The sequence below is a fragment of the Chryseobacterium sp. A321 genome, from assembly GCF_054489265.1.
Genome location: NZ_JBTMWZ010000001.1, coordinates 118,201 through 144,397 on the forward strand (window position 1 = coordinate 118,201; position 26,197 = coordinate 144,397).

The following is a 26,197-nucleotide window of genomic DNA, read 5'->3' on the forward strand; positions in this document are numbered from 1 at the left end:
TAAACCGCCTCAGACCTCCAAGTTGAGTTCCTTTGTGGCGAATTATAACAGAAACGAAAAGCAATGAAAAGAAGTACAATAAGTATCGCGGCGTTTTTTCTATCCGCCTCCTTTACTTACGGGTTTGCACAAACCCAGGACACAATCAGAACCGAAAAGAAAATTGAAGGGGTTGTGATCCGTGGAACCACGAACAAAGGCGCAGAAGCAAACCTTATTCAAACCCAACGACGCTCTTTAGAAGTCATCGAACGTGTAGGCTCCCTACAATTAGAGAAACAAGGAATTGGGGATGTTTCCCTTGCGGTAACCAAAGCAACAGGAACTCAAAAACAACAAGGATCTGGACAGATCTTCATCCGTGGACTAGGAGACCGTAGCAATGCAACGACCATCAACGGACTTTCGATTCCTTCAAACGATCCCTCTTTCAAAAACATCGATTTGAGCATTTTGAAAACGGACATGATTGATTACCTTTCCCTAGACAAGGTCTATCATCCGAAACTTTGGGGCGATGTCTCTGGAGCCACTGTCGATATAGTATCTAAAATTCATACGGGAAAACCTTATTTTAAAGTAAGCCTTTCCAGCTCTGCAAACCTCTCAACGCTTAAGCAAAATACATTCTACAAAGCACAAGGACTTAATTTCTTTGGCTGGAATGGCGCGACCAAGCCTACTGATAATGCTGTTTTAGCCCAAGGATTTGCCTTTACAAAAGGAACTCAAAACCAGGAAACCTTCACCCCTATCAATTCCTCATTGGCTGTCGACTTTGGTCGCAACTTCAAAATAGGATCAGAGGGCAGACTTTCCGTCTTTGGATATGGTGCTTTTGAAAATGATCATCAATATGCTCAAGGTACTTTCGGAGGCTCATACGATAGTGGCACTTCCTCCAACAAACTTTACTCTCGAAGCGAAGAATTCAAATATACGACAAACACTACGGGCCTTATCAATTTGAACTACCGTATGAATTCGAGAAACTCTGTTAATTTCACAGGGAATTACATCCACACAACAGACCAAAAATTAGGATTCTATGAAGGACACAACCGAGATTTCTTGGACGATCCTTCCGAAACCACAGGCTATACGCAGATGCGTCGTGCGGCTACGAAAGTCAACGACCTTCTTGTTCTCCAACTTAGAGGCGAGCATGCGCTAGCAGACGATTTAAAATTGAATTGGAATTTAGGATATAACAACCTAGACAGTAAACATCCAGACCGTCAACAAAACGTATCTGTATTTGATCGCGCAAGCTCCCAAAGCTATTTCGCGAGTAGTAACCCAGGTGTAAATCACCGATACTTTGACTCCTTAATTCAGTCTGACTACGTTGGAAACCTATCACTTGACTACCAGCTTAGCGACAGAGCAAAGGTATCCTTAGGATACAATACAAAATATCAGGACAGTGATTTCCAAGCTACGCAGTACAACTTCCGAGTGAAGCTTGCACCTTTCAACTACTATGTTGACCCTGGCAATTACGACTCGTTTTTCAATCTAGGGAATTACCAGACTGGCGCTTATTTTGACATTGTTACCTTTAGGGGAGACATCCTACACAATGGGCAGGCGGCTCTTATTCCTCAGTTTTACCAATCAGAAGTATTCAACAATGCTGGATATGCCAATTTAGACTATGAAATAAGTGATCGTTTCACTGGACAATTGGGAGTTAGAGTGGATCACCTGGACCAGCACATGGTTTACAACACCGCAATCTTTTCCAACGGAGGTGAAGTTCAAAAAAACTACACAAAAATCTTACCTGCACTTAACTTAAAGTATGTCCTAAACGATACGCAGAACTTACGATTTTCCGCTTCCAAAACCTACACATCCCCACTATTGCTGGAACTAGCCCCGTTTGAATATGAAGACATTGACGATTCTAGCTATGGAAATATCGATCTCTATCCTTCTGACAATTACAACGTGGATTTGAAATGGGAAATGTTTCCTAAGAAAAGTGAGTTAATTTCAATTACTGCTTTTGCGAAACTCATTCAAAATCCAATTGCGAGAGTGACGGTAGCCTCTTCGGCGAACTTATCCTCTTTTGTTAACGTAGGAGATACGGGGAAAATCTTCGGTTCCGAAGTAGAAATCCGTAAGGATTTGTATGAAAGAAATGGAACGAGGTTGTATGCTTTTGCCAATGCCACCTACCTCCACACCACGCAAGATCTTGATGCGGCCAAAGTGAGCAGGGAAAACACAACTGTTGCCGTGAACTTCATTAAAGACCAAGACAACATGACCGGCGCTTCTGATTTCCTTGCCAACGTAAATCTAGGATGGCAACAAAAAGGAAACCGTGGTGAAACTCTTGACTTTGTAGTATCCTACTCTCATATTTCTGACAATGTCTACGCTTTAGGTTATGAAGGACTTGGAAACCAAATCGACAAGTCAATCAATACTCTGGATGCGGTCGCTAAAATTAAATTCAACAATGGAATTGGATTAACCTTTAGTGGGAAAAACCTATTAAACCCTACTTTCTCGAGAATCCAAAGAAACACGACGGTAGACCACACCATCCGAGAGTTCAAAACAGGAATTTCTCTAGGCGCAGGCGTTTCTTATGAATTCTAACCCCCCTTTAATACAATCAATCAAACAAATAATTAATAAATCAAAATTTTAAAGTAATGAAAAAAAATCAACTAAAAGTATGGACCCTTGGCGCACTAATTGCCTCAGGTCTTGCCCTTCAATCTTGTGACAATTCAAACGATCCCGTAATTGCTCCCCCAACAGGGATTGCAACGAATCCAAGTGACTTTAAAGGAGAAGTTAAATCAGGAGAAACAGTAACGCTAGACGCTAGCCAAACCTATACAATTACAGGAGCTATTCACGTAAAAGAAGGTGGAAAACTTGTCATTCCTGCAGGAACTCAATTCAATGCAACCGCTGGAACTGCAGCATACCTAACCGTTGAGCAAGGAGGACAGATTTTCGCAAACGGTACAGCGACACAACCGATTGTCTTCACGTCAAGTGCAAAAACACCAGGAAGCTGGGGAGGTATCGTTTTAAGCGGCAGAGCACCAATCAACAAAGGAACTATAGCGACGGCAGAAGTTGGAAATACACAGTACGGAGGAACCAATGCTTCGGATAACTCAGGTTCATTGACCTATGTGAGAATCGAATATGCAGGAGCTTTATTTACCGCTGAAAAAGAATTTAACGGACTTTCTCTTTTCGGAGTAGGTAACGGAACCAAAATCGACAACGTATCTTTAATCAACGGATCTGATGATGGAATCGAATTCTTCGGAGGAACTGTGAATGTATCGAATATTGTCTCTGTTTACAACGAGGACGATGCCTTTGACTGGACAGAAGGATGGAACGGTACTGCTACGGGGATCTATACCAAAAGAAGAGCAGATAAAATCGGAAACCGTGGGATTGAAGCGGACAACAATTCTAACAACAACGATGCGGATCCAAGATCAAATCCTACTATCAAAAATGCAACCTTTATTGGATTTGCAGGAGTTGGAGAATCTGATGGAATTAAATTAAGAGTAGGTAGCCATGGAACCTTTGACAACATCGTACTAGACGGATGGAGCACAGGATTCAACTTTGAACACGACTCTACCTTAAGTCATTTCCTAGGAGGTAGCAAAATTACCAACGTAAAATATGTGAACATTGGAAAAGAAGCTTCTGCTAAAACTTCACTTGGAATATCTATGGACATTCCTGCATTAACCATTGGCGTGAATGCAAGCGCAACGGGCGCAGGTGCAGGTTCTGCAACACCAACTTGGGCTACCGGTTGGTCTGGACTTTAATCAAACTGTTATAATTCAAATGGTTTAGCCGTTGGAGCAATCTGGCGGCTTTTTTTGTGCCTTTGGATAAAGGCTCAATTTAAAGCCAAAACAAATAGGGAAAACCCTTTCGATCTTCCCTCCATTCTAAACTTAAAAAAGAATTCTCTTTAAAGCTAGTCTTCGTCCGAATACTGCTCCAAAAAATAGGAAAACTCGAAGTCATCTACTTCCTCCTCCAGATCTTCAAGCGTCTCAATAAGCCCTTCAAACGTCTCAAGCTGATCCACACTCATGTTGACAAACTCAATATGAAGAGGAAGCTTTACCTCGCTTGAAATGGAATCGTGGAGTGCATCTAAATTGTCCCCAAAATAATCTGGAAGAGTTAGTTTTTCCTTCAATTGACTATAGAATTCACTTTCTTCTCCAATGATGCTGAAGTCGATAAAGACTTGGTTTGTGTCCATAACTTAAAAAAGATTTTTGGCTTATTGTTTTTGAAATGATCTGTAATGGTCTTTGCTTAACCAAACCTCTCCTTTCTTGGTAAAGACAATCCGATCCTTCCCTCTTTGGCCACAGTTGTAGTTTACATCTGCTTCCATGTAGGTATTTTCAATCGGCAAGAGTTTTTCGCGGTTGCCAAATATGTCTCCTCCGATGGCCTGTCCAGGTAAAATTTCACAAAGGTTTCCCTCGCTGGCAATCCACCCTTTATGTTTTGCTTGCGATTTCGTGAGATAATAAGAGGGCAGCTGCCCATTTTCTTTCACATAAGAAATCACTAGGTCTTGCCGGGTTAATTCCTTTATGTCCTCGTTGGATTTTAAAACAACATCCTTATTTTCCATCGCGCTTTGAACGGGTTCAATTTGCTGTGGGCTTGCGTCGGGCACAATTATCGTCCCACTACTTTGGCCTGTAAGATCTCGAAAATCTCCAGAATTAATAAAAAACAGGGCGATGAACATGGTCATGGCTCCGATAAAGAAAAAAAGTATTTTTTTATTTCGATCTGATTTCATTTGTCAATTTATTTTAATCTCTCCACTGTTCCGGGATATCGCAAACAGGAATTGGATTCATTTTATGTTGCGCTTGAGAATTCATGCGCTTAAAAATCTGGTAGACTTCGAGCATTCGTCCCTGATAATCGTCTTGCGACTTTTCTCCCCATTCTTTTTGAATGGCTTCAAGCTCCTTGTAAGTAGCTCCAATTTGGTCCTCATCGGTACGCTCCACGTCCCATAGCCCATCAGTGGGAATGGCATTTTGAATTGAATCTACCAAATCCAATTCTCGCGCCAAGTTGTAGACTTCTGTTTTATAAAGATCTCCTATGGGAGAGACATCCACACCTCCATCTCCGTATTTGGTATAAAAACCGATGCCAAAATCTTCCACTTTGTTTCCTGTACCACAGACGAGCAACCCTTGAGTTTGTCCATAATAATAAAGCGTTAGCATTCTTAACCTCGATCGGGTATTGGCTAAGGCTAGGCGGTTGTCGCTTACCGGAAGATTCGATTCAAGCGTGCCCTCCAAATTCTCAAAGGGATCGGTTAAGTCCACTTTCAAAGCTTGCACATGACTATATTTCTTCTTTAAATCTTCTATATGCTCCCAAGCTCGGTTCACCTCAGACTCTTTCTGACGAATGGGAATTTCTAAAAGCAAAAGTTCAAGTCCCGTTCTTGCGCATAGTGCAGAAACTACGGCGGAGTCCACTCCCCCTGAAATACCAACCACATAGCCTTTCACACCCGCATTATGAGCGTACTCTTTTAGCCAGTCCACGATCCGATTAATTATTTTTTCGCTTTGCATCTTTTTTATTTGAACTTCGAACCTTGCGACGAGGCAAGTCCTTTTATTTTACTTAATTTTGTAAATTATATTACGTGGTAAAGATAACAAATGACATGCAGAGATTGGGTGGGATGTCTTATTTTTTTAATCAGAAATTTTGAATCTCTTGATTCTCATTTTGATTAAACTAATGGACAGAAATAAAAAATCCACATTTCCCAAGCAAGCCCACTTACTCTCACTAATCCCTAAGCAAATGCTTAGCAGAGAATTTTAATAAAATGAAAAAGACGCAAATCACACTTGATGTAGAACTAGACGAAAACAACGTGCCAGAATCCATCTTATGGAATGCCCAAGACGGCGGAGTTGAAAAACAGCCAACCAAAGCGACAATGATCTCAGTTTGGGACGATCGTACGATGGAGGCTTTGCGGATCGATCTGTGGACGAAAGATATGCCGCTTGATCAAATGAAGATGTTTATCCATCAGGTTCTAATTTCACTTGCTAGTACGTATTCGAGAGCTTCTGGTGAGGAAGACGTAGCCGCATGGATGGAAGAAATGGCCGAAGAATTCGCCAACAAATCAGCAATTAAAATGTAAAGAACGATGAAATTTAATACCAAAGTTATTCATGGCGGTCAACAGCATGAACCGCATACCGGGTCGGTAAATGTACCCGTTTTCTTAACCTCCACTTTTGCCCAGGAAACTCCTGGAAAATTAAAAGCAGGATATGAATACTCACGAGGCGCAAATCCCACAAGACAGGCCTTAGAAGATTCTCTTGCAAGCATTGAAAATGGCCACACGGGTCTAGCCTTCGGTTCAGGACTTGCTGCCATCGATGCCGTGTTAAAACTTTTAAATCCAGGCGATCACATTGTGGCTGTGGATGATTTATACGGCGGCACTTATCGATTGTTCACAAAATTGTTTTCTAAATACCAACTAGAGTTTTCTTTTGTAAGCTTCGAGAACGCAGAGAATTTAGACTCAGTGATTCAAGAAAACACAAAGCTTGTTTGGCTCGAGACTCCCACCAATCCGCTAATGAAGTTAGTGGACATTAAAAAAGTGGCAGCTCTTGTGAAAGGCAAAAATATTTTGGTAGCCGTGGACAATACCTTTGCTACGCCTTACATTCAGCGCCCACTTGATCTGGGTGCCGACATTGTAATGCATTCGGCTACCAAGTATCTAGGAGGGCACTCCGATGTGATCGCTGGAGCCTTAATTACCAAGACCAAAGAGCTTGGAGAAGAACTGCATTTCATCCAATTTGCAAGCGGAGGGATTTTAGGACCTCACGATTCCTATTTAGTTTTGCGAGGAATCAAAACGCTTTCCCTTAGAATGGAACGTCATAGCGAAAACGGAATGAAAGTCGCCGAATTCTTAGCGCAGCATCCCAAAGTAGACAAGGTATTTTACCCCGGACTGAAATCAAATCCTCAGTACGATCTTGCTCAAAATCAAATGAATGGTTTTGGCGGAATGGTCTCCTTTACTTTTAAATCCAATGACAAACAGCAGGCTGTGAAATTTTTAGAATCTATCAAGGTTTTCACCCTAGCAGAAAGTCTTGGCGGTGTGGAATCTCTAGCCAACCACCCTAGCACCATGACCCATGCCTCGATTCCTGCAGAAAAAAGACAAGAATTAGGTATTACAGACGATCTCGTGCGACTAAGTGTCGGTATTGAAGATGCAGATGATTTGCTAAGCGACTTAGAAAACGCTTTATCCTTTTAAAGTAAAAAGAACGGCCTTGCCGTTCTTTTTTGATCTAATTTTAGTACCATGACAGACTTTACTCAATATTTAGAGAACTATATTTCTTTAACCTCCAGTGAAAATTGGCAGCAACAACTCCTTCTTTCTAAACAAAAAACGCTAGACTTGCTTAGTCCACTTTCCGACCAGCAGGCCCTGTTTCAATACCAAGATGGCAAATGGAGTATCAAAGAAGTCTTGCAACATCTTATCGATGCCGAAAGGATTTTCCTTTACCGTGCCCTACGCTTTTCACGTAAGGATACGCAGCCACTGCAAGGATGGGACGAGGAACTTTATGCCCAAAATGCGGCGGCAAATGCTCGCCCTCTCTCTGAGATGCTAGAAGAATTTAAGTGTGTACGAAAATCTACTTTCCTATTTTTTCAAGCACTCCCAAAAGAGAGTCTGCATTTTTCCGGCGTAGCAAACGGCCACGAAATCCAAGTCGAACAACTTGGCAAACTCCTGTTAGGCCATCATTTGCATCATCATGAAATTCTTAAAACTCGCTATTTTCAAAAGGCACCATGGAACAAGTAATTGAGGTTTTAAATAACGACGGGGTCATTCTTTACCCCACCGATACAATTTGGGGTTTAGGCTGCAAAGCTACTAGTCTAGAAGCCATTCTTCGCATCTACGAGATTAAGTCTAGAGAAAAGAGCAAATCCATGATCATCCTAGTGGAAAACGAGAAAAGATTGATGGACCTCGTGGAAGTACCCTCCATTGCTTGGGAACTCATCGATCTTGCGGAGAAACCACTGACCCTAGTCTACGACCAGCCGAAGGGCCTTCCAAAAGAGCTTTTGGCACCCGACGGGAGCATAGGTATTCGCTTAACCAAAGAGCCCTATTTGAAAAAACTAATCTCAAAAATAAATTGCCCTTTGGTTTCCACTTCAGCCAATTTAAGTGGCGACAAAAGTCCTCTGCAGTTTTCGGACATCCATAAAGACATTGTCTCTAATGTTGACTTTGTTGTCAATCAGGACCAAGATCGCGTTTCTACGTTTTCAGGTTCTTCCATCATTCGCATTTGGAGTGACAATCGAATCCACGTGATACGTGAGTAATTTTCTAAAGGATTCGTATCTTTGCCAGGAAGGGAACTTTGCCACACCTGGAGCACCCATTGTCCTTACTAAATCCAAGGATTTTTGTCAATATGAAACTCAATTTAGTACAAAATAAAAATTTCAAGCTTTTCAAAACGATCTCGCAAATCGCCGAGCAACGGGGCCAATCCGCCTATATTGTGGGAGGCTATGTGCGTGATCTTTTATTAAAAAGAGACACACCTACAGATATTGATTTTGTCACGGAAGGCTCTGGTTTAGAACTTGCCACGGCCGTGGCATCGGAACTTGGACCCAATCTTAAGGTTTCACTTTTTAAAACCTATGGAACGGCTATGTTCAAGCACAAGGGGCTTGAACTTGAATTTGTTGGCGCAAGAAAGGAAAGTTATACGGAAAACAGCCGCAATCCCAATGTCGAATCTGGCAGTTTAAAAGACGATCAGATGCGTCGCGACTTCACCATCAATGCCATGGCGATCTCGCTTAATCCTGAGTCTTTCGGAGAGCTCATTGATCCATTCTTTGGCATTGAAGATCTTGAAAACAAAATCCTTCGAACCCCTTTAGAACCTGAGCAAACCTATAGTGACGACCCCCTTCGAATGATGCGTGCGCTCCGATTTGCTTCTACCTTGAATTTCACGATAGAACCCAAATCCCTAGCCGCCATTACGACGCAAGCAGAGCGAATAAAAATAGTCTCCATGGAAAGGGTCATGGTGGAATTCAATAAAATAATGCTTTCACAGAAACCGTCCCTTGGCCTACGCCTTATGGAAGAAACGGGTTTATTAAACCTAATTATTCCCGAACTTGTTGCGCTAAAAGGAGTAGAAGAAATTGAGGGACAAACCCATAAAGACAACTTCTACCATACCCTTGAGGTAGTGGACAACATTTCCTTGTTCACAGAGAATTTATATTTGCGCTATGCCGCTCTTTTCCACGATGTGGGAAAAGCACCCACTAAAAAATTCGTCGATGGAATAGGCTGGACTTTTCATGGCCATGAATACCTAGGTTCAAAAATGGTAAGAACGCTCTTTCAAAGACTTAAACTTCCACTAGGTTCAGACATGAAATATGTGCAAAAACTTGTCAAACTATCCTCTCGACCTATTTCACTGGTTACCGACGATACTTCTGACAGTGCCCTTAGACGTTTGCTATTTGATGCGGGGGAAGATATGGAGGATCTATTCACTTTATGCAAAGCCGATATCACCACCAAAAATTCAAAAAAACAGCGTAACTTTAAAAAGAATTTTGATTACGTGGCTAGCAAAATCAAGGAAGTCGAAGAGAAAGATCAGATTCGAAATTTTCAACCTCCTGTTTCTGGAGAAGAAATCATGGCACTTTTCAATCTATCCCCCGGACGTGAAATTGGAATCCTAAAGGAGAAAGTCAAAGAAGCTATTTTAGAGGGTGAAATTGAAAATGAAAAATCCCAGGCGATTTCCTATGTGATTAAGGAAGCTGAAAAACTAAATGTAAAACAGAAATAAAACAAACAAAACCACCAAATCATTTGATTCTGGTGGTTTTGTTGTTCTTCTTTATACTTCTTAAAATTGATATTCAACCCCTAGCATGTAGGAACGAGGAAGCGTCGTGTAGCCTGCAACGTCCGTGTAGGACTTATTAAAAAGATTTCCAATATTTAAATTCGCTTGTAAGGCCTTCGTGATCTTCTGATTCGCGCTTAAGCGAAACACGTGGTAGCTTTCCAAATTCACATCTTTCACACTTGCACTTTGATCATCCCAGTAGGAGTCACTGCGGGAGGAAACGAATTGATGCGAGAGAGCTAGTGAAGTGCTTTCAAAAGGATCGTACTGGATATAGGAATTTACCCTCTGTTTAGGTTGACGCAAACGAGTAAGCTCATTTTCTTTCTCAACAAAACTGAAATTGGCACCTAGTCTCCATTTCTGTTGCCATTTGGTGTCAAATCCCAATTCAAATCCGTTCACTTTGTTTTCATTCACATTAATAAATTGTCCTGTGAAATCAGGATTGTTCACGTAGGCGAAAACATCTTGTTCGTTTCGCATAAAGAAAGATCCGTTTAATACAAGAGACTGGTCCTTGCGACCTACACTAAAATTCACCTCGTGCGTGGAATTGGTTTCCGGTACGAGTTCTTTGTTTTCTACTGTATAGGGTAAGCTTCCATAAAATTGGTAGAGCGTAGGTGCAATGAATGCAGTGGCGTAAGAATATCCTATTTTATAATAGTTTGAACCAAATTCTTTGAGGACAAATGGATTTACACTGTATACCAAATGATTTCCAAATTCAGAATGGTGGGTGTTTCGGGCGCCTAGGTCCAAATGGAACAAACCCCAGTTTAAATTGGCATTGGCAAAGACATCAAAATTCGAAACCTTCGTTTCTTTCAAAACAAGGACGTCTTCCATCGATTCTCCACCCCAAGGAAGAGCTTTGGATCCCATTTTCTGAGTCTCGTAGGAAACTCCTGCACTTAGAGAAATGTGCTGATTAAATGTATAGTGATTTAAAAGTTCTACAAAGCTATTCTCACCCTTGTAAAAATACTCATCACGGTAGTGGTCCGAATTCCAATTCTGAATTGTTCTTTCAGAGCCAGACAAACGTGAATTGAGCACGAGTTGTCCACCTTTGTATTTGTAATACCCTCCAACACCCACGAATTGTTGGGAGTCGTCTCCTCTTCCTTTACCATCCGAAAAGGCCCCCTGATCATCCTCGTGGAAATGATGAGACATATTGCCTTGCGCATAGAATCCAAAAGAATCTCTGTCATAGCCGATTCGAGCCCCCAGACTTTGTCTTTCGCTTCCATCTTTATCAAACCCCTCTCCTTTTGCAGAAGAAAGTCCGTCCTGTTTCTCATTTGTTCCATTCAGATTGTAGCTCCAAGCCCCTAGTTTCCCACGAAGAGCTAGCTGTTGACCAAAATGACCAAATGAACCTCCTTTTAAACCTGCGACTCCCTGCAGTTTTTTCTGAGCGCTTTCAAGCGTTCGAATATTAATAACCGATACGGTCGCATTCGATCCATACAGAACGGAAGAAGACCCGTTAAGAACTTCGATACTTTCTATGGTCTCCAAAGGAATCAGACGAAGATCCGTAGCGGTATAGTCGTTTCCTGTCACATCTTTTAGGGGTACTCCATCGATTAGGATGAGTACATTGGCAAGTTTACCTCCTCGCACTTTTGGGAATTTGGGTTCTTGCGAGTTGTTCGAGGCACCAGTGAGTTGAATGCCGCTCACACTTTGAAGTACCTCGCCTAAGTCACTTCCCTTAAAGCGCTGTAAATCTTGGGAAGTTAAAAGCATCACGTTCTTACCGGTAGCATAAAGTTGCTGCTTCTGTTTACCTGCAATTGTTACCTCTTGAATTTCGCCAATTGCGGGTTGTTGTTGGGCATGCACTACTGATTGTACGACAAGCAGCGCTCCAACAAAAATTAATCGTTTTCTCATAATTGAAAAATTTTGGTTAAAGTTTACTTACCGGAAAAAATAAAGTCTAAGTCCTTTGCCGTAATGCAAGGGATATTCAGGCTTTTCCTCCGAAAGCGATAATAATTCGAGTGCTCTTAGATAGGTTTCCTGACTTTCACATTTTTAGGCCTTCTCCTTACGGGATGTAAAAATGGCTCTTCTAAAAATTAGACGACGGTGATTTACAGTTGCGGGGACAGTTGGTGAATTGCACACCATTCCCTGTTCTAGGAACGAGGCGAAGATACGAATAAAGAAAGAGTCTTACTTTAAAAAATTATAGGAAGCTGGAGTCAAATGAAAACGGAAGCAAATCCCGAATGGAGCGTGTTTTGCAGACCTCTCCAGTAGTGGACGCAAAATACACTTCAATCTCTTGTTCCTGCTTGCTTTCATATTCAAGAATGCTTTGTCGACAAGCGCCGCATGGAGGGGCAAGTACAGGATTCTCTACAGACCTTTCTGGACCGCCGATGACAAACAATTTAAGAATTCTTTCACTCGGATAGTTTGCCGAAGTCCAAAAGATGGCTGTACGTTCTGCACAAAGGCCAGAGGGATACGCAGCATTCTCTTGGTTATTCCCCAAAACAATCTCTCCATTTTCGAGTAAAAGTGCACAGCCCACTAGGAATTTAGAATAAGGGGCATACGCGTTTTTGCGAGCTTTTTGGGCCGCTTCGTAAAGTTTCTGTTCCATCGCATCTAGCTGCTCAACGGAATCGAAATATTCATAGTCGATGGTCAATTCTTTGTTCATCTAAAACATCTATAAAGTGGGAGTAAATGTAGGACTTTTTCTTCGAGAGTAAAGCCCAAGCCTAGGTTAATGAACGAAAAAAGGTTAATTTTACCTCTTATACAATCAAAAAATAGTACGAATGAAACTTTTCACTCCCTTAAAGCTACGAAATTTAGAATTGGAAAATCGCTGGGTGATGTCTCCCATGTGCATGTACAGTTGTGAGCATGGAATGCCCAATGATTTCCATTTTGTTCATTATGGATCTAGAGCCATGGGAGGTACAGGACTTTTAATTATGGAGGCGACCGGCGTTTTACCAGAAGGTAGGATAACTCATAAATGCCTTGGGCTTTGGAACGATAAGCAAAAAGTAGAGCTAGAAAAAATCGTTTCTTTTATTCATAAAAATTCGAATTCAAAAGTAGGCATCCAACTTGCGCATGCGGGAAGAAAAGCCTCCACTTGGGAAGGTGTTCAATTGCCTGCTTCCGAGGGCTGGATTCCTGTCGCACCTTCTCAAATCCCCTATAAAGACTCGGAACAGATTCCACACGAATTAAATGAACAGGAGATCAAAGAGATCGTTCAGGCCTTTAAAAAAGCAGCAGAGCGTGCGCTTGACGCGGGGTTTGACCTTCTTGAAATTCACGGTGCTCATGGATATTTGATTCATCAATTCCTCTCGCCTTTGTCCAATCAAAGATCGGATCAGTACGGTGGCTCCTTTGAGAACCGGATTCGTTTTCTACTTGAAATTATAGACCAAATCACTCCTTTGCTAGATCAGAAGCATCCCCTTCTTGTTCGGCTATCTGCGGATGAATATGCGCAAGAGGGTTGGGATGTATCGCAAAGCATTGCCCTTTCCAAAATTCTGAAATCGAAAGGGGTGGATTTAATTGATGTCTCAAGTGGTGGGAATATTCAGGGGGCTAGAATTTCCGTATTTGATTCTTACCAGGTACCCTTTGCAGAAGCCATTCGAAGTGAGGCATCGATTAAAACAGGAGCCGTGGGACTTATTCACAATGCATTGCAAGCAGAAGAGATTTTAATCCAAGACAAAGCAGACCTTATTTTTGTAGGTCGAGAAATCCTTCGAAACCCATATCTCGCAAGCCAAACGGCCATGGAGTACAATGAAAACTGCAGTTTTCCAGTGCAATACGAACGAGCTAAACGAGGATGAAATTAGAAGATTTTTTCTGGAGTTGTCCCTATAAAACTTACCTAGGCATTGAGTGCTATGGGTGTGGAGCGCAGACTGCCCTTGCTTTACTTTGGAAAGGAGAATGTGCCGAATCGTTTCGCACCTATCCCGCGCTCCCCACTCTACTACTACTTGGACTCGTGTTTCTTTTCTTTGTCATAACAAAAAAGAGGAAGCTACAAAACTTGCTGCTTCCCCTTGTGATCCTTAATGTGGTCCTTATTCTAGGCTCTTATTACCTACTCTAAGTTTACGATTTAAACTTACTTATGACCTCTAATGTTTTTTCAAGTTCTTGTTCTTTTATTGCATCGGAAATAAACCAAGTTTCAAAACCACTCGGTGGTAAATAAATACCGTGGCTCAATAAATGGTGAAAGAATTCATTGAACATCTCGTGATTCGCTTGAGCCGCCTGATCGAAATCTTTCACCTCTGAGGTTTCGAAGAACAAAGACATCATAGAGCCTTTGCGGTTGATCAGATGAGAGATCCCTTTTTCATTTAAAATAATGGAAATTTCACGGTCTAAAATTTCAGCTGTACGGTTAATTCTTGTATAAAACTTCTCGTCTCCTAGAATTTGTTCTAAAGTCACTAGCCCGGCTCTCATCGCTAAAGGGTTCCCACTCAACGTACCGGCCTGATAAACGGCACCCTTAGGTGCAAGATGATCCATAATTTTATTCGGCCCTGCGAAAGCGCCCACCGGCATTCCTCCTCCTATTACTTTTCCAAACGTGACGAGGTCTGCACGAACACCAAAAACCTGTTGCGCTCCCCCGAAAGCAAGACGAAAGCCTGTCATTACTTCATCAAAAATCAAAAGTGCACCGTGTTGGTCGCATAGGTCTCTAAGGGCTTGCAAGAAATTGTCTTCGGGTAGAACACATCCCATATTCCCCGCTACCGGTTCAATAATGATTGCGGCAATATCGCTTCCTTCTTTTTCAAAAAGTGACTTTACGCCCTCTAAGTCATTATACTTTGCAAGTAGAGTGTCTTTCGCTGTTCCTTTCGTCACTCCTGGAGAATTCGGATTCCCGAAGGTCGCAGCTCCACTTCCTGCTTTAATTAGGAACGAATCCGAATGACCGTGGTAACATCCTTCAAATTTTACAATTTTATCTCTCCCAGTACATCCTCGAGCTAACCTCACGGCGCTCATGCAAGCCTCAGTCCCTGAAGAAACCATACGAACTTGGTCTATATTGGGTACTTTGGAGACGATCAATTTCGCGATTTGAGTTTCAAGTTCGGTGGGAGTACCAAACGAAAAACCACTTTCAGCCTGCTGTTGAATCGCTTCTAAAACTTTAGGATGTGTATGCCCTAGAATTGCGGGCCCCCAAGAATTAATATAATCAATATATACTCGGTTGTCTTCGTCAGTTAAATAGGCTCCCTTCGCCGACTTCATAAACACGGGTACTCCCCCTACGGATTTGAAGGCACGTACGGGTGAATTCACCCCGCCAGGAATGTATTTTTTCGCCTCATCGAAGAGTTCTGAACTTCTTTGGTATACCATAATAAATCAATTTAAGAACGAAAAAATCTCTTCGTTCAAGGTGTGCAAATTTACGAAATTAGAAGGAGACTTAGCGTCTCGGCTTGCGCTTTTGGAGATAAATCAGCTGGCCTACACGGGGCTGTTCGCCGTAAGACATTCTATTTTTAGAATAAAGTTGGGAGAGCTTCACGCCAAATTTCTGAGCGATGTCATGCATGGTTTCACCTACTTGTACCTCGTAGGTTGCAACTAGGGCTTTGGAAGATTTGGCTTCTAGGAACAAAACATCGTTTTTCTGTAGCTCTGGACCAGAAAGCTCGTTCCATTTCATAATCTGCTTCTCTCCAATATTAAATTTATTGCTGATAAATGCAACGGTAGTGGTGGCAGGAATGATAACAAATTTCTTTCGAGAATTGGGATGGGTTTTAATGAGAATTCCTTGAAGGAGTTCCGCTTCCGAACGCAACTGCTGAACATCCTCCACTCTTTGCGCATAAGAAACTTGCTTATAAGGAACAGTTAAGGTGACAGGTTCCGTTTTCGCATTGGTTTGATCTAATTGCGCCATGAAAATCTTATCCTCCCGCAGTTCCGGATATAGCTTTAGAAGTGTAAAGTAAGTCTCTTTCGAACTTGTACGATCGAATTCGTACAGTTTTAATTTTTCAATCTTATCAATTAAAATATAAGCATACCTAGGATTCGTTGCGTACCCTGCTTTTTTAAGTCCATGGGCCCATGCTTTGTAATCTTGCATGTCTAGCGTGAAAAGATTCTGATAGTATTTTCGAAACCGTAAAAATTTAGAATGATCTTCGTAGGATTCACGCGGATCTTCATACACTCGAAAGCATTCATTGGGCGCATCGTCCGTATGGGACATGGTTTTCCCAGTCCACTCTTCCTTGCATTTAATTCCAAAATGATTGTTGCCCATTTGCGCGAGACGGCTCTGGCCTCCTCCGGTTTCTAATAGACCTTGAGCTAAGGTTATTGACGCGGGAATTTGGTACTTCTCCATTTCCTCCACCGCATAGGGTGCGAATTTTTGGATGTATTGATCTTCTGTCTTCCAACTTTGACCATTCAAAAATGTAATTATTAAAAGCGTAAAAGCAACCAAGCTCTTTTTCATGTCTTATCTATTTAAACTAAATTAGTTTTGCTCTAATTCTCTACAGGTTGAATTAACACTCTGCCCTTTGATTGCAAAAATTCATTTGCGCCTGCAATTCCTTGCAGACCACCCGTGTGAATGGCTAAGATCCTGGTTCCTTTTGGGAAATAATCTTTCTCGATTAACCCGAGTAAACTCTGCATCATCTTCCCCATATAAAGAGGGTCTATCGCCACCGAAAACTGACTCGAAAATGCATTCACAAACTCAATGAGTTCGACCGACATTTTTCCATATCCGGCTTCCGCCGCCTCGATCAATTCAAAATTCTCTCGTCCTGAAAGACGACTAATAATCGCATCCAAGCTTCCATCCTTAACGACCTTAAACCCTAGGATTTTCTGATTTGGACCCGCAAATTTGGAAAGCCCTGCAAGGGTTCCCCCCGTGCCTACGGGCGCACAAATATAATCAAAACTTTGAGTTTCAACCCCTAGAACATATTTAAAGCCTTCCACTGCCAATTCACTCGTGCCTCCTTCCGGGATTAAAATTGCATCTTTCGCTAGGGCTTTCACAAGTTGCACAATTTGTCCTTTCTCTCGGTAAACCTCTCTCGAAACAAAACTAAATTCCATTCCATTTTGGTGGGCAAAACGAAGAGTGGGATTTTGCATCCAACTGTCTTTTAACTCCTCTCCACGCACAATTCCATGGGTGGCAAAACCAAAGCGTTTTCCCATCGCAGAAATTGCGGCAATATGATTGGAATAAGCACCTCCAAAGGTATAGATTACCGGTTTTTTTGTTTCATTTTCCAGTAAAGTTTTGATGGGATAGAAAAGTTTCCAGAATTTATTCCCCGAAATCTCAGGATCTATCTGATCCTCTCTTTTCAAAAAGAGGCGCACCTCCTTTTTTATCGGAAGCTCAACAATAGGAGCGGTATTCAATGGCAGTTCCATATAGGTTTCAAAATTAAAACATTTCCCACAACTTCGTCCTATTTTGCCAGCCGAATTCAATAGCCCCCGCGCACAAAGCCTCTATTGGGTAGCAAACAAAAATTTAATAAAACTAAATAGAGCCTTCTATTTTATGCTAAGATTTTAATATCTTCGCCATCAAAACGACGCGAGGTGGGCGAAAAAGAGCAAATCTTTTCCAAATTAATAAAAGATAATCAAGGTTTGATTATCAAAGTCTCACGCCTCTATACAAACTCTTTGGAAGACGAAGAAGACCTTTTCCAAGAAATTGTGTTACAATTATGGAGAAGCTACGACACATTTAAAGGACAAAGTAAAATTTCGACATGGATGTATCGCGTCGCACTGAATACCGCTATTACGCTATTTCGAAAGAAAACAAAATCGCCGAAGACAGATGAACTCATGGAATACCACCAAAGAGATTATCTGGAAGAAGACAACGATGAGAAACAATCTCAGATAGCCCTACTCTACAAAGTAATTAAATTACTTCCAAGAGTAGAACGAGCCATCGTTGTCATGTACTTGGACGATCAGCCCTACCGAGAAATTGCAGAAACGTTAGGTATCTCCGAAGTAAACGCTCGGGTCAAAATGAACCGTCTAAAAAAGACACTTAAAGAATTGATGGAAAAGCATGCCTGAATTTGATCTTGATAGCCTGAAAGAGCAGTGGCAAACACAGCCACTTACTCAAAAATACGGAGCGCCAGAAATCCTTGAAATGCTCAATAAGAAGTCACGTAATTATGTGAAATACATTTATTATATAAGCATCGCAGAGTTCACCCTTTTTATTGCCATCGCTTTGTATTACATCCTAAGTGGAGACGATTTGGGTGATTTCATGAAAACCATTGGAAAATTAGGAATTGAAAATCCCGATCAGTACCGCGAAATATTCTCGGTGTTGTATACGGTAATGAAAGTGTCAAGTCTCCTCGTGAGCAGCCTGTTTGTGGTGCGCTTCTACAGGGCATACAAAAAAATCAAAGTTGAGGAAAATCTAAAAAAATTCATACTACAAATTGTAGCATTTCGAAAAACAGTGAATTTATTTATACTGGTAAACATTTTATTAATCGTCCTGTTTATTGGAATGATTATTACTTTCCTCTTTGCTCTTTTATACCAAGAAAACGTTCAAATAGACAGTCCGACTCTTTATGGACTTGCTACAGGTATGATCGTCTCAACGATCCTGAGTGTGGTTCTAATCTGGGGGTACTACCGTCTGGTTTATGGCATATTAATGGGTCGCTTAGGTAGAAACTTAAAACAACTTCAGCAGATTGAAAATACAAACGAAAATTAAAATAGGCGTACTTTAAAAAGTACGCCTATTTTAATTTCGCATAAGATGCTTTTCTTTGTTAGAAAGCAGAATGCTACAATTCCTTTCTTAATCTAGCTACGGGAATACTTAACTGTTCACGATATTTAGCAATCGTTCTACGAGCAATATTATACCCCTTTTCTTTTAACAAACCGACCAGCGCATCGTCCGTATAAGGCTTTCTTTTGTTTTCATTATCAATCACTTCCTGCAAGTGCATCTTTATCTCTTTGGTAGAAACCTCTTCACCATCGTCGTTGGTTAACGAATCTGAGAAAAGATCTTTTAGATAGACAATACCATTGGGCGTATCTGCATATTTACTTTTCACAACCCGCGAAATGGTCGATATATCAAACCCAGTGATGTCAGCGACATCTTTCAGAATCATGGGTTTAAGGGATTTATCATCTCCAGTCAAAAAGTATTCCTTCTGCAATTTCACAATCGCAGTAATGGTTTGAAGCAGTGTATTCTGCCTTTGGTTAATAGCATCAATATACCATTTTGCAGCGTCTAGCTTTTGTTTAATAAACAGTGCTGCTTGCTTGTGCTCACTCGAAGTTTTGTCATGGGAATACGTAGAGAGAATCTCCTTGTATTCATCAGAAACCCTTAGAGTAGGTGCATTTTTGCTATTAAGCAAAGGAACTACTTCGAATTTTCCTTTGGCTAGTTCCTTGATTTGAATTACAAAATCCGGAATGATTTCCTGGTTGATTGTGATTGTTTGGGTATCAAAATTCCCACCAACTTTGGGAGAAAGTTTTGATATTTCCTCTAACGCATCTTTGAGATCCTCCTCTTCCACATCGTACTTCTGCATGATCTTGCTATAGTGCTTATTGGTCAGAGCATCAAATTGATTGCGAAGGATATTTGCAGCTAAACTAACAGACTTATCGCGTGTGACTTTCTTTTCAATTTGAAGCAGAAGACATTCCTGCAGGCTTCTTGCCGCCACTCCCGGAGGATCTAGTTTTTGCAAATAGTTCTCCAGGATATTTTCAACCTCTTCTTTGGTCGTGTAGATCCCTTGAGAAAAAGCCAGATCGTCTACAATCGCCTTAATTTCACGTCTTAAATAGCCGTCTGTATCTAGGTTGCCAATTATATATTCCCCTATTTTTAGTTCATTTTCTCCGATATTAATTAGGCGAATCTGTTCGATCAAGTAATCGTACAGGGTCTGCCCTTCCGTGAGAAGACTTTCATTGTCAAATTCTTCGTCATCCGCTGAATAATTGCTTGAAGCGGTTTTATAGGAGGGTTCATCGTCGAAAAGATATTCATTCACATCAAAATCCGTATCGATTGTCTCGGTCCCTTCCTCTTCATACTCCGCACCGTCCTCAAAATCGTCCCCTTCCTTTTCCTCTTCACTCGTCCTTTCAAGGGCAGGATTTTCCTCCAACTCTCGCTCCAACTCTTCTTCAAATTCAAGTGTATGAAGCTGAATCAGTTTCATCAATTGAATCTGTTGAGGAGCCAGTTTCTGGCCTAGTTTAAGTTGTAAATTTTGTTTTAACATATATCAGTTCAAGCTACAAAAATAACGGCTATTCTATCGGGGGATTCTATAGGCTTTCCGAAATATTTTATATAATTATTAAAATTCTGCGCTTTTTGGGGTCCTAGGGAACGGAATCACATCTCTAATATTGGTCATTCCGGTCACAAATAGAACGAGTCTTTCAAGACCCAATCCAAATCCAGCGTGGGGAACGGATCCAAACTTTCGAGTATCTAAATACCAATAAAGCTCCTGCTGATCCACTTCCATTTCCTCCATCTTTTTCTTAAGCACTTCAAGACGTTCTTCTCTTTGGGATCCCCCAATGATTTCGCCTATGCCTGGGAATAGAACATCCATTGCAGCCACCGTTTTCTCCTCTTCATTCAGGCGCATATAGAACGCTTTGATTTCTTTCGGATAATCGAAAAGGACTACTGGGCATCCAAAATGCTTTTCCACTAGGAATCGTTCGTGCTCACTTTTTAAATCGGCACCCCAACCCTCGACCGGGTATTGGAATTTACCCTTCTTATTTTCTTTTGAGTTTAGTAGAATTTCAATGGCCTCTGTGTAGGAAACCCTTTTAAATCTCTTCTCAATTACATTTTCTAATTTTTCAATGAGTCCTTCCTTTGCACGGTCCTTCTCAGGCTTTTGCTTTTGATCCTCTGAAAAACGTTTGTCTAGAAAAGCTAAGTCTTCCTTGCAGTTCTCTAATACGTACTTGATTACATATTTCAGGAAATCTTCGGCTAAATCAATGTTGTCCTCAAGATTGTTGAATGCAACCTCTGGTTCCACCATCCAGAATTCCGCTAAATGCCGAGTAGTATTGGAGTTTTCAGCCCTAAAAGTAGGTCCAAAAGTGTAAACACGGCCCAGCCCCATCATCGCTGTTTCTGCCTCAAGTTGACCCGAAACCGTCAGTGAAGTCTTGCGACCAAAAAAGTCTTGTTCAAAATCGACTTGTCCTGCATCGTCTTTTGGAAGGTCGTTTAAATCTAGCGCCGTGACGCCAAACATTTCTCCCGCACCTTCTGCGTCTGCTCCCGTAATTATAGGCGTATTAATATAACTAAACTGATTTCTATTGAAATACTCATGTATAGCAAAGCTCACTGCACTTCTTACTCTGAATACTGCGCTAAACAAATTGGTTCTAAATCGCAAATGCGCTTCTTCCCTTAATTTCTCAAGAGAGTGTTTTTTGGGCTGTAGGATCGTCTTTTGCAATTCCTCATAGAAATTGTCGCCTAAAATTTCAATTTTTTTTGCGATGATCTCAACGTTTTGACCGGCTCCTTGGCTTTCCACCACTTCACCTGTGATCTTTAGAGAAGATCCAATATTAATTTTCTTGATTAAATCTTCGCTGAACCCGAGTTCTGGATTCACTACGATTTGCAAATTGTTGAGTGTCGAACCGTCATTCAATGCGATAAAACGGTTAGAACGAAAAGCTTTAACCCATCCGTACACGGTAAGGTCATGATGAAGTACTTTCTTGTACTCTTGTAGAATGTCGTTTAGGGTACTCTTTTTCATAGATACATCTGTTGAGGACAAAGATAATAAAAATTGGCTTAATTTTTGATAGCGCAAAAATAAATCCATCGTGAAAAAAGAATATTTTTCCGAATGAATTGGACTTACTGCCTACTAAAAACCACCAAAGTCCTATATTTTTCGAAACTTGTAAAAGCTCCAAAGTTTTCGTTTTTGAAGATATTCCCTATCGTGCTCCATAGCGTACGCTTCTCTTTCAAAAGAAATACGCCTATACGCTTGAGGACCATTTTTCAATTTATAAAACCAATAATAGTATTCAATCACATACCATAGGTAAAAAAAAACGACCAGAAGTTCAAGTTGTTGCCGCAGATGAATTCGTTCATGATTAAGCAACACAGAATCTTCTAAATCCTGTTTAGAGCGCAAAATCACAAATGGAAATAGCGTGATGCCATTTATTTTCGTATTTTTGAGAAGTATTGAACAGACCACAACCATAGTTCAAAACTAATCAAAAAAAATGTAGTTTAAAATTTAACTTATGTCTCGTCTACCTATCAAAGAAAATGAAGACTATTATTATAACGAGCAAGGATACAGAGTTTTTACGGAAAACTACCATTTGAAAAGAGGGTTTTGTTGTAAAAACGGATGCAAGCATTGCCCCTATGGCTACGACAAGAAAACGGATACCTTTAAAAAAAACCAAGATAAAAACAAATCAAAATGAAAAAATACACGTTCCTTTTATTCATAGCGGCGAGTTTAGTAGTGGCCTCTTGTAGCCCCTTCCAAGTTCGCTCTGATTATGCAGAAACTACCAATTTCAATCAATACCGTACTTACCAACTTCGGATTCAAGATTTGAAATTAAATGACATTGACAAAGACCGAGTTTTGAATGAAATCTCGAAGCAACTTCAAACCAAAGGACTTACACCTTCACAAAATCCTGAACTTATCATAAATGTAAAGGCAAGGCATAAAAATGTAAATGACATCCACACTTCAAACCCTTACGGCCTATACGGTTGGGGTAGCCCTTGGGGCTGGGGCTTTGGAATGCAAAGAACTTGGAGCACCAATTACAACCGCGGGGGCCTTGTCATTGATCTAATCGATGCAAAAACCCAGAGATTGGTTTGGCAAGGAATCGGCGACGGAATCTCCGTGGATTCTCCAAAACAAAAGCAAAAACAGATCCCACAAATCATCGAAGAAATGATGGCAAATTATCCGCCGAAAGCAAATTAACCCACTGTCTATCTACTATACAATCAACGAGACTAAATGCCTCGTTGATTTTTTTTACGCGATATTTAAACAATCGAGCGAAGGAATGGAATGTTGCACATTACGCCTACACGTCACCTTCATTCGACAAAAAATTCCGAGTCGAATAGACTCGGAATTTTTGTTTATCAGGCGCAATAACGCGAGAAGATTACCCTAATCTAATAGTTCTGAAATAGGATTCCCAATAGTTCCACTTGGATTTTCTATTTTTAACATCTGCGCTAACGTAGGAGCAATATCGGACATATGATAAGGCTTTGAGCTAGACCCTTTTTTGACCCCAGTTCCCATGAAGAGTAGAGGTATGTGCGAATCATAAGAGTTCCAAACAGTATGTGTTGTCCCTGTTTTTGAATAGGAAGGCAAAAGACCATCTTGTGGAATAATCTGAATATCGCCACTCCGCTGCCAATGATACCCATTGATCATTCGAGTCTTTATCGGTTCTGGAATTGCTGCCTCTGGAAGTTCCCTTAGCTCAACTGCGTAGAGAACACCTTTCTCCTGATTCAGCCAGTCGACCACATGGTTTGCCACATCATCGTATTCTAGATCTGCAGACTTAATTGTTTTTTTATTTAAGTACACTTGGTAGTTTTGAAAACCTAAAACTAAATCTTGCTTTCCAAATTCCTTTTTCAACTCCTTTTCTAAATCTGCGATAAGTTCTGGGGCAAAAAAGCCACTTTTCAGCTTGTTTTCTTTCATGTAACCTTCAGAATGAGCCGCTCCATGGTCGGCGGTCAAAAAGACCAGGTAATTTCCTTTGCCCACTTTCTGATCTAAAGCCTTGAAGAATTCAGCTAAGTCACGATCTAGCCTGATATAAGTGTCTTGAACTTCAATGGAATTGGGTCCAAACTTATGCCCCACATAATCCGTGGAGGCAAGGTTTACAACCAAGAAATCAGGATCTGCATCTTTTCCAAGTCCATACCCATCCACAGCCGCTGTAGCAGCCATAAATGTAAGGGTATTTCCAAAGGGTGTACTGCGTATTACATTTTTGTCTTTATCAAAATCAGCAAGTAAATTTTTATACGGGAAAGTAGGAGTAGTCGCACTTCCTAAAAGTCCTTCCCATGGAACATCATCTCGTGTACTTTCTTTATACTCTTTTGGATTTAAAACCAAATCCCATCCTTTAGAAACGAGAGATCTAGCATGGTTTTTAGCATTAAAGTCTTGTAGCCATTTAGGGAGTTCATTCATATAATAGGAACTCGTCACAAAATGTCCATTCCCTTCATCAAACCAAAAGGCTCCTAAGGGATTATGTCCGGCCGGCAAAATGGAGGCGCGGTCCTTTAACGATACTCCAACCACTTTTGAACGAAAGCTAGTGGCAATACCCAATTGATCTGTGATCGTGCTACTATTCAAATTAATTGGCGAATGGCTTCCAATTTTGTTTGAACTTGCCCCCACACCTTTTACTTGCGTATCGGTAGTGCAATAGACACTCTCTCCGGTCTCACGATCAAGCCAGTCATTTCCGGCAATTCCATGAATCGAAGGAACGGATCCAGTATACACAGAAGTATGTCCAATAGCGGTGACCGTAGGAATGTAATCAATCATTACATTGCTAAAGTTATACCCCTCACGAATCATACGATTAAAACCCTCATTCCCATAATGATCTTGGTAGCGATTTAGATAATCCCATCTCATTTGGTCGACCACAAGTCCGACCACAAGTTTAGGGGTTTGATTCTTGGAAGACGTCGCCGTTTGCGCGCCTAGACTAAGGCTTATGAACAAGCCAAGAAATAATAATCTCAAATTATTACGCATGCTTTAATATTTTAGACAAATTTACTATAAATAGACGATTTAAAGGCCCAACGAAAAAAATTCACATTTTATTAATATTCCATAAGCCCGATCTTTACGCTGCTTAAATTCCAATTAAGATAAAATTCTTACCTATGGAGATTTAATAATCTGGATATTGAACCGCTCTTTGATAAGATCTTGGTGGTATAGGCCTAAAAAAACCTCGCATAAGCGAGGTTCAAGATCATGATATCTTTTATTAAAATTTAAGATCGTTATTGACTGCTTTAACAGCCTCAGCAGCGGCATTAAATTTCTCTTTTTCTTTGTCGCTAAGTGGAATATTGACAATTTCTTCTACTCCATTTTTTCCGATGATAGCCGGTACGCCTAAACAAATGTCATTTTGCCCGTATTCGCCCTCTAAAAGAAGGGAACAAGGAATCATCTTTTTCTGATCGCAAGCAATCGCTTGTACCATGACGGAAACTGCAGCCCCTGGCGCATACCATGCAGAAGTACCTAACAATTTGGTTAATGTCGCACCGCCCACTTTGGTTTCTTCTACCACGTAATCAATCTGATCTTGGGTTAAGAACTCATTTACTGGGACTCCATTTCTTGTTGCTTTACTTATCAAAGGAAGCATACCCGTGTCGCTATGTGCAGCAATCACCATTCCGTCTACATCGGAAATTGGCGCCTCTAACGCTTCTGCTAACCTATACTTGAATCTTGCGCTATCCAGAGCTCCTCCCATCCCAATAATACGGTTTTTAGGAAGTCCTGATGTTTTATGGACAAGATATGCCATGGTGTCCATTGGATTGGATACGATAATAATAATCACATTTGGGGAATGCGCTACTAGATTTTTAGTAACCTCACTTACGATTCCAGCATTGATTCCGATGAGTTCCTCACGTGTCATTCCTGGTTTGCGTGGAATTCCTGAAGTAATTACAGCAATATCTGAATTTGCAGTTTTGCTATAATCCCCTGTGGTTCCCACAATTTTTGTGTCAAATCCGTTCAGTGAGGCAGTTTGCATTAAATCCATAGCCTTTCCTTCCGCAAATCCTTCCTTAATATCGACTACGACGACTTCCGAACAAAAATTCTTCATGGCAATATATTCTGCACAACTAGCTCCTACAGCGCCTGCTCCTACGACGGTTACTTTCATAA

At 41.0% G+C, this 26,197-nt stretch carries 26 protein-coding genes and 1 riboswitch; of the genes, 13 read left to right on the forward strand and 13 right to left on the reverse strand.

Annotated elements, in window-relative coordinates; all coding sequences use genetic code 11:
* The first annotated feature begins 63 nt into the window (after positions 1–63).
* Together ACX3PZ_RS00590 and ACX3PZ_RS00595 are read left to right on the forward strand one after the other, a co-directional pair.
* Positions 64–2,616, forward strand: coding sequence for a TonB-dependent receptor domain-containing protein (locus ACX3PZ_RS00590; RefSeq protein WP_459084485.1), 2,553 nt, complete (start codon positions 64–66; stop codon positions 2,614–2,616).
* A 56-nt stretch (positions 2,617–2,672) separates the two neighbouring features.
* On the forward strand, positions 2,673–3,833 hold the full coding sequence (locus ACX3PZ_RS00595; protein ID WP_459084484.1) for a hypothetical protein: 1,161 nt from the start codon (positions 2,673–2,675) through the stop codon (positions 3,831–3,833).
* Between the two features lie 155 nt (positions 3,834–3,988).
* On the opposite strand, the gene ACX3PZ_RS00600 is transcribed toward ACX3PZ_RS00595, so the two are convergent.
* From ACX3PZ_RS00600 to nadE, 3 genes are read right to left on the reverse strand one after another with little or no spacing between them, the layout of a single operon-like run.
* A complete protein-coding gene (locus ACX3PZ_RS00600) occupies positions 3,989–4,282 on the reverse strand; it encodes a barstar family protein (protein WP_459084483.1) in 294 nt (97 codons plus the stop codon).
* Positions 4,283–4,303: 21 nt separating this feature from the next.
* A complete protein-coding gene (locus tag ACX3PZ_RS00605) occupies positions 4,304–4,840 on the reverse strand; it encodes a ribonuclease domain-containing protein (RefSeq protein WP_459084482.1) in 537 nt (178 codons plus the stop codon).
* A gap of 13 nt (positions 4,841–4,853) precedes the next feature.
* Complete coding sequence (nadE, locus tag ACX3PZ_RS00610; RefSeq protein ID WP_459084481.1) at positions 4,854–5,642, reverse strand: NAD(+) synthase; 789 nt, start codon at positions 5,640–5,642, stop codon at positions 4,854–4,856.
* Between the two features lie 263 nt (positions 5,643–5,905).
* On the opposite strand from nadE, the gene gldC reads away from it, so the two are divergent.
* The 5 genes from gldC (at position 5,906) to ACX3PZ_RS00635 (ending at position 9,998) form a co-directional block, all read left to right on the forward strand.
* On the forward strand, positions 5,906–6,232 hold the full coding sequence (gene gldC, locus ACX3PZ_RS00615; RefSeq protein ID WP_459084480.1) for a gliding motility protein GldC: 327 nt from the start codon (positions 5,906–5,908) through the stop codon (positions 6,230–6,232).
* A 6-nt stretch (positions 6,233–6,238) separates the two neighbouring features.
* The gene (locus tag ACX3PZ_RS00620) at positions 6,239–7,384 is read left to right on the forward strand and encodes a cystathionine gamma-synthase (protein WP_459084479.1); all 1,146 of its coding nucleotides are present in this window, start codon (positions 6,239–6,241) and stop codon (positions 7,382–7,384) included.
* Between the two features lie 48 nt (positions 7,385–7,432).
* Positions 7,433–7,948 carry a DinB family protein gene (locus ACX3PZ_RS00625; protein WP_459084478.1) on the forward strand — a complete coding sequence of 172 codons (516 nt, stop codon included), beginning with the start codon at positions 7,433–7,435 and terminating at the stop codon, positions 7,946–7,948.
* A complete protein-coding gene (locus ACX3PZ_RS00630) occupies positions 7,936–8,484 on the forward strand; it encodes an L-threonylcarbamoyladenylate synthase (protein ID WP_459084477.1) in 549 nt (182 codons plus the stop codon). Before ACX3PZ_RS00625 ends, ACX3PZ_RS00630 begins: the two co-directional genes overlap by 13 nt.
* A 92-nt stretch (positions 8,485–8,576) precedes the next feature.
* Positions 8,577–9,998, forward strand: coding sequence for a CCA tRNA nucleotidyltransferase (locus tag ACX3PZ_RS00635; RefSeq protein ID WP_459084476.1), 1,422 nt, complete (start codon positions 8,577–8,579; stop codon positions 9,996–9,998).
* 60 nt (positions 9,999–10,058) lie between these two features.
* Here the strand turns inward: ACX3PZ_RS00635 and ACX3PZ_RS00640 are convergent, their stop codons facing one another.
* Positions 10,059–11,969, reverse strand: coding sequence for a TonB-dependent receptor (locus ACX3PZ_RS00640; RefSeq protein WP_459084475.1), 1,911 nt, complete (start codon positions 11,967–11,969; stop codon positions 10,059–10,061).
* Between the two features lie 102 nt (positions 11,970–12,071).
* A riboswitch (cobalamin riboswitch) is annotated at positions 12,072–12,261 on the reverse strand.
* 6 nt (positions 12,262–12,267) lie between these two features.
* Positions 12,268–12,750: a cytidine deaminase gene (gene cdd, locus ACX3PZ_RS00645; RefSeq protein WP_459111781.1), complete on the reverse strand. Its 483-nt coding sequence runs from the start codon at positions 12,748–12,750 to the stop codon at positions 12,268–12,270.
* 121 nt (positions 12,751–12,871) lie between these two features.
* Between cdd and namA the strand changes: the two genes are divergently transcribed.
* The gene (namA, locus tag ACX3PZ_RS00650) at positions 12,872–13,924 is read left to right on the forward strand and encodes an NADPH dehydrogenase NamA (protein WP_459111782.1); all 1,053 of its coding nucleotides are present in this window, start codon (positions 12,872–12,874) and stop codon (positions 13,922–13,924) included.
* Complete coding sequence (locus ACX3PZ_RS00655) at positions 13,921–14,193, forward strand: DUF2752 domain-containing protein (RefSeq protein WP_459111783.1); 273 nt, start codon at positions 13,921–13,923, stop codon at positions 14,191–14,193. The genes namA and ACX3PZ_RS00655 overlap by 4 nt, the downstream gene beginning before the upstream one ends.
* A gap of 2 nt (positions 14,194–14,195) precedes the next feature.
* On the opposite strand, the gene hemL is transcribed toward ACX3PZ_RS00655, so the two are convergent.
* The 3 genes from hemL to ACX3PZ_RS00670 form a co-directional block, all read right to left on the reverse strand.
* Positions 14,196–15,476, reverse strand: a complete 1,281-nt coding sequence (gene hemL / locus ACX3PZ_RS00660) for a glutamate-1-semialdehyde 2,1-aminomutase (RefSeq protein ID WP_459084470.1) — start codon at positions 15,474–15,476, stop codon at positions 14,196–14,198.
* Positions 15,477–15,546: 70 nt separating this feature from the next.
* Positions 15,547–16,596: a glucosaminidase domain-containing protein gene (locus ACX3PZ_RS00665; protein WP_459111784.1), complete on the reverse strand. Its 1,050-nt coding sequence runs from the start codon at positions 16,594–16,596 to the stop codon at positions 15,547–15,549.
* A 32-nt stretch (positions 16,597–16,628) separates the two neighbouring features.
* A complete protein-coding gene (locus ACX3PZ_RS00670; protein WP_459111785.1) occupies positions 16,629–17,543 on the reverse strand; it encodes a 1-aminocyclopropane-1-carboxylate deaminase/D-cysteine desulfhydrase in 915 nt (304 codons plus the stop codon).
* A gap of 174 nt (positions 17,544–17,717) precedes the next feature.
* Between ACX3PZ_RS00670 and ACX3PZ_RS00675 the strand changes: the two genes are divergently transcribed.
* Complete coding sequence (locus ACX3PZ_RS00675; RefSeq protein ID WP_459084466.1) at positions 17,718–18,215, forward strand: RNA polymerase sigma factor; 498 nt, start codon at positions 17,718–17,720, stop codon at positions 18,213–18,215.
* Entirely contained in the window at positions 18,208–18,885 is a 678-nt protein-coding gene (locus ACX3PZ_RS00680; protein ID WP_459111786.1) for a beta-carotene 15,15'-monooxygenase, read from the forward strand. The genes ACX3PZ_RS00675 and ACX3PZ_RS00680 overlap by 8 nt, the downstream gene beginning before the upstream one ends.
* A 73-nt stretch (positions 18,886–18,958) precedes the next feature.
* Here the strand turns inward: ACX3PZ_RS00680 and rpoN are convergent, their stop codons facing one another.
* The 3 genes from rpoN to ACX3PZ_RS00695 form a co-directional block, all read right to left on the reverse strand.
* Complete coding sequence (rpoN, locus tag ACX3PZ_RS00685; RefSeq protein ID WP_459084464.1) at positions 18,959–20,437, reverse strand: RNA polymerase factor sigma-54; 1,479 nt, start codon at positions 20,435–20,437, stop codon at positions 18,959–18,961.
* A gap of 78 nt (positions 20,438–20,515) precedes the next feature.
* Complete coding sequence (gene asnS / locus ACX3PZ_RS00690) at positions 20,516–21,967, reverse strand: asparagine--tRNA ligase (RefSeq protein ID WP_459111787.1); 1,452 nt, start codon at positions 21,965–21,967, stop codon at positions 20,516–20,518.
* Positions 21,968–22,099: 132 nt separating this feature from the next.
* The gene (locus ACX3PZ_RS00695) at positions 22,100–22,432 is read right to left on the reverse strand and encodes a hypothetical protein (protein ID WP_459084462.1); all 333 of its coding nucleotides are present in this window, start codon (positions 22,430–22,432) and stop codon (positions 22,100–22,102) included.
* A gap of 43 nt (positions 22,433–22,475) precedes the next feature.
* On the opposite strand from ACX3PZ_RS00695, the gene ACX3PZ_RS00700 reads away from it, so the two are divergent.
* Together ACX3PZ_RS00700 and ACX3PZ_RS00705 are read left to right on the forward strand one after the other, a co-directional pair.
* Complete coding sequence (locus ACX3PZ_RS00700) at positions 22,476–22,664, forward strand: DUF5522 domain-containing protein (RefSeq protein ID WP_459084461.1); 189 nt, start codon at positions 22,476–22,478, stop codon at positions 22,662–22,664.
* Entirely contained in the window at positions 22,661–23,188 is a 528-nt protein-coding gene (locus ACX3PZ_RS00705) for a DUF4136 domain-containing protein (RefSeq protein ID WP_459084460.1), read from the forward strand. The genes ACX3PZ_RS00700 and ACX3PZ_RS00705 overlap by 4 nt, the downstream gene beginning before the upstream one ends.
* A 195-nt stretch (positions 23,189–23,383) precedes the next feature.
* Here the strand turns inward: ACX3PZ_RS00705 and pafA are convergent, their stop codons facing one another.
* Positions 23,384–25,027: an alkaline phosphatase PafA gene (gene pafA, locus ACX3PZ_RS00710; RefSeq protein ID WP_459111788.1), complete on the reverse strand. Its 1,644-nt coding sequence runs from the start codon at positions 25,025–25,027 to the stop codon at positions 23,384–23,386.
* Positions 25,028–25,268: 241 nt separating this feature from the next.
* Positions 25,269–26,195, reverse strand: a complete 927-nt coding sequence (locus ACX3PZ_RS00715) for a malate dehydrogenase (protein ID WP_459084458.1) — start codon at positions 26,193–26,195, stop codon at positions 25,269–25,271.
* Positions 26,196–26,197 lie beyond the last annotated feature (2 nt).

What these genes read in the sequence shown, in the direction of transcription:
- ACX3PZ_RS00590 (WP_459084485.1), top strand. Translation starts at nt 64, where the DNA reads ATGAAAAGAAGTACAATAAGTATCGCGGCGTTTTTTCTATCCGCCTCC.
- ACX3PZ_RS00595 (WP_459084484.1), top strand. Translation starts at nt 2,673, where the DNA reads ATGAAAAAAAATCAACTAAAAGTATGGACCCTTGGCGCACTAATTGCC.
- ACX3PZ_RS00600 (WP_459084483.1), bottom strand. Translation starts at nt 4,282, where the DNA reads ATGGACACAAACCAAGTCTTTATCGACTTCAGCATCATTGGAGAAGAA.
- ACX3PZ_RS00605 (WP_459084482.1), bottom strand. Translation starts at nt 4,840, where the DNA reads ATGAAATCAGATCGAAATAAAAAAATACTTTTTTTCTTTATCGGAGCC.
- nadE (WP_459084481.1), bottom strand. Translation starts at nt 5,642, where the DNA reads ATGCAAAGCGAAAAAATAATTAATCGGATCGTGGACTGGCTAAAAGAG.
- gldC (WP_459084480.1), top strand. Translation starts at nt 5,906, where the DNA reads ATGAAAAAGACGCAAATCACACTTGATGTAGAACTAGACGAAAACAAC.
- ACX3PZ_RS00620 (WP_459084479.1), top strand. Translation starts at nt 6,239, where the DNA reads ATGAAATTTAATACCAAAGTTATTCATGGCGGTCAACAGCATGAACCG.
- ACX3PZ_RS00625 (WP_459084478.1), top strand. Translation starts at nt 7,433, where the DNA reads ATGACAGACTTTACTCAATATTTAGAGAACTATATTTCTTTAACCTCC.
- ACX3PZ_RS00630 (WP_459084477.1), top strand. Translation starts at nt 7,936, where the DNA reads ATGGAACAAGTAATTGAGGTTTTAAATAACGACGGGGTCATTCTTTAC.
- ACX3PZ_RS00635 (WP_459084476.1), top strand. Translation starts at nt 8,577, where the DNA reads ATGAAACTCAATTTAGTACAAAATAAAAATTTCAAGCTTTTCAAAACG.
- ACX3PZ_RS00640 (WP_459084475.1), bottom strand. Translation starts at nt 11,969, where the DNA reads ATGAGAAAACGATTAATTTTTGTTGGAGCGCTGCTTGTCGTACAATCA.
- cdd (WP_459111781.1), bottom strand. Translation starts at nt 12,750, where the DNA reads ATGAACAAAGAATTGACCATCGACTATGAATATTTCGATTCCGTTGAG.
- namA (WP_459111782.1), top strand. Translation starts at nt 12,872, where the DNA reads ATGAAACTTTTCACTCCCTTAAAGCTACGAAATTTAGAATTGGAAAAT.
- ACX3PZ_RS00655 (WP_459111783.1), top strand. Translation starts at nt 13,921, where the DNA reads ATGAAATTAGAAGATTTTTTCTGGAGTTGTCCCTATAAAACTTACCTA.
- hemL (WP_459084470.1), bottom strand. Translation starts at nt 15,476, where the DNA reads ATGGTATACCAAAGAAGTTCAGAACTCTTCGATGAGGCGAAAAAATAC.
- ACX3PZ_RS00665 (WP_459111784.1), bottom strand. Translation starts at nt 16,596, where the DNA reads ATGAAAAAGAGCTTGGTTGCTTTTACGCTTTTAATAATTACATTTTTG.
- ACX3PZ_RS00670 (WP_459111785.1), bottom strand. Translation starts at nt 17,543, where the DNA reads ATGGAACTGCCATTGAATACCGCTCCTATTGTTGAGCTTCCGATAAAA.
- ACX3PZ_RS00680 (WP_459111786.1), top strand. Translation starts at nt 18,208, where the DNA reads ATGCCTGAATTTGATCTTGATAGCCTGAAAGAGCAGTGGCAAACACAG.
- rpoN (WP_459084464.1), bottom strand. Translation starts at nt 20,437, where the DNA reads ATGTTAAAACAAAATTTACAACTTAAACTAGGCCAGAAACTGGCTCCT.
- asnS (WP_459111787.1), bottom strand. Translation starts at nt 21,967, where the DNA reads ATGAAAAAGAGTACCCTAAACGACATTCTACAAGAGTACAAGAAAGTA.
- ACX3PZ_RS00695 (WP_459084462.1), bottom strand. Translation starts at nt 22,432, where the DNA reads ATGGTTGTGGTCTGTTCAATACTTCTCAAAAATACGAAAATAAATGGC.
- ACX3PZ_RS00700 (WP_459084461.1), top strand. Translation starts at nt 22,476, where the DNA reads ATGTCTCGTCTACCTATCAAAGAAAATGAAGACTATTATTATAACGAG.
- ACX3PZ_RS00705 (WP_459084460.1), top strand. Translation starts at nt 22,661, where the DNA reads ATGAAAAAATACACGTTCCTTTTATTCATAGCGGCGAGTTTAGTAGTG.
- pafA (WP_459111788.1), bottom strand. Translation starts at nt 25,027, where the DNA reads ATGCGTAATAATTTGAGATTATTATTTCTTGGCTTGTTCATAAGCCTT.
- ACX3PZ_RS00715 (WP_459084458.1), bottom strand. Translation starts at nt 26,195, where the DNA reads ATGAAAGTAACCGTCGTAGGAGCAGGCGCTGTAGGAGCTAGTTGTGCA.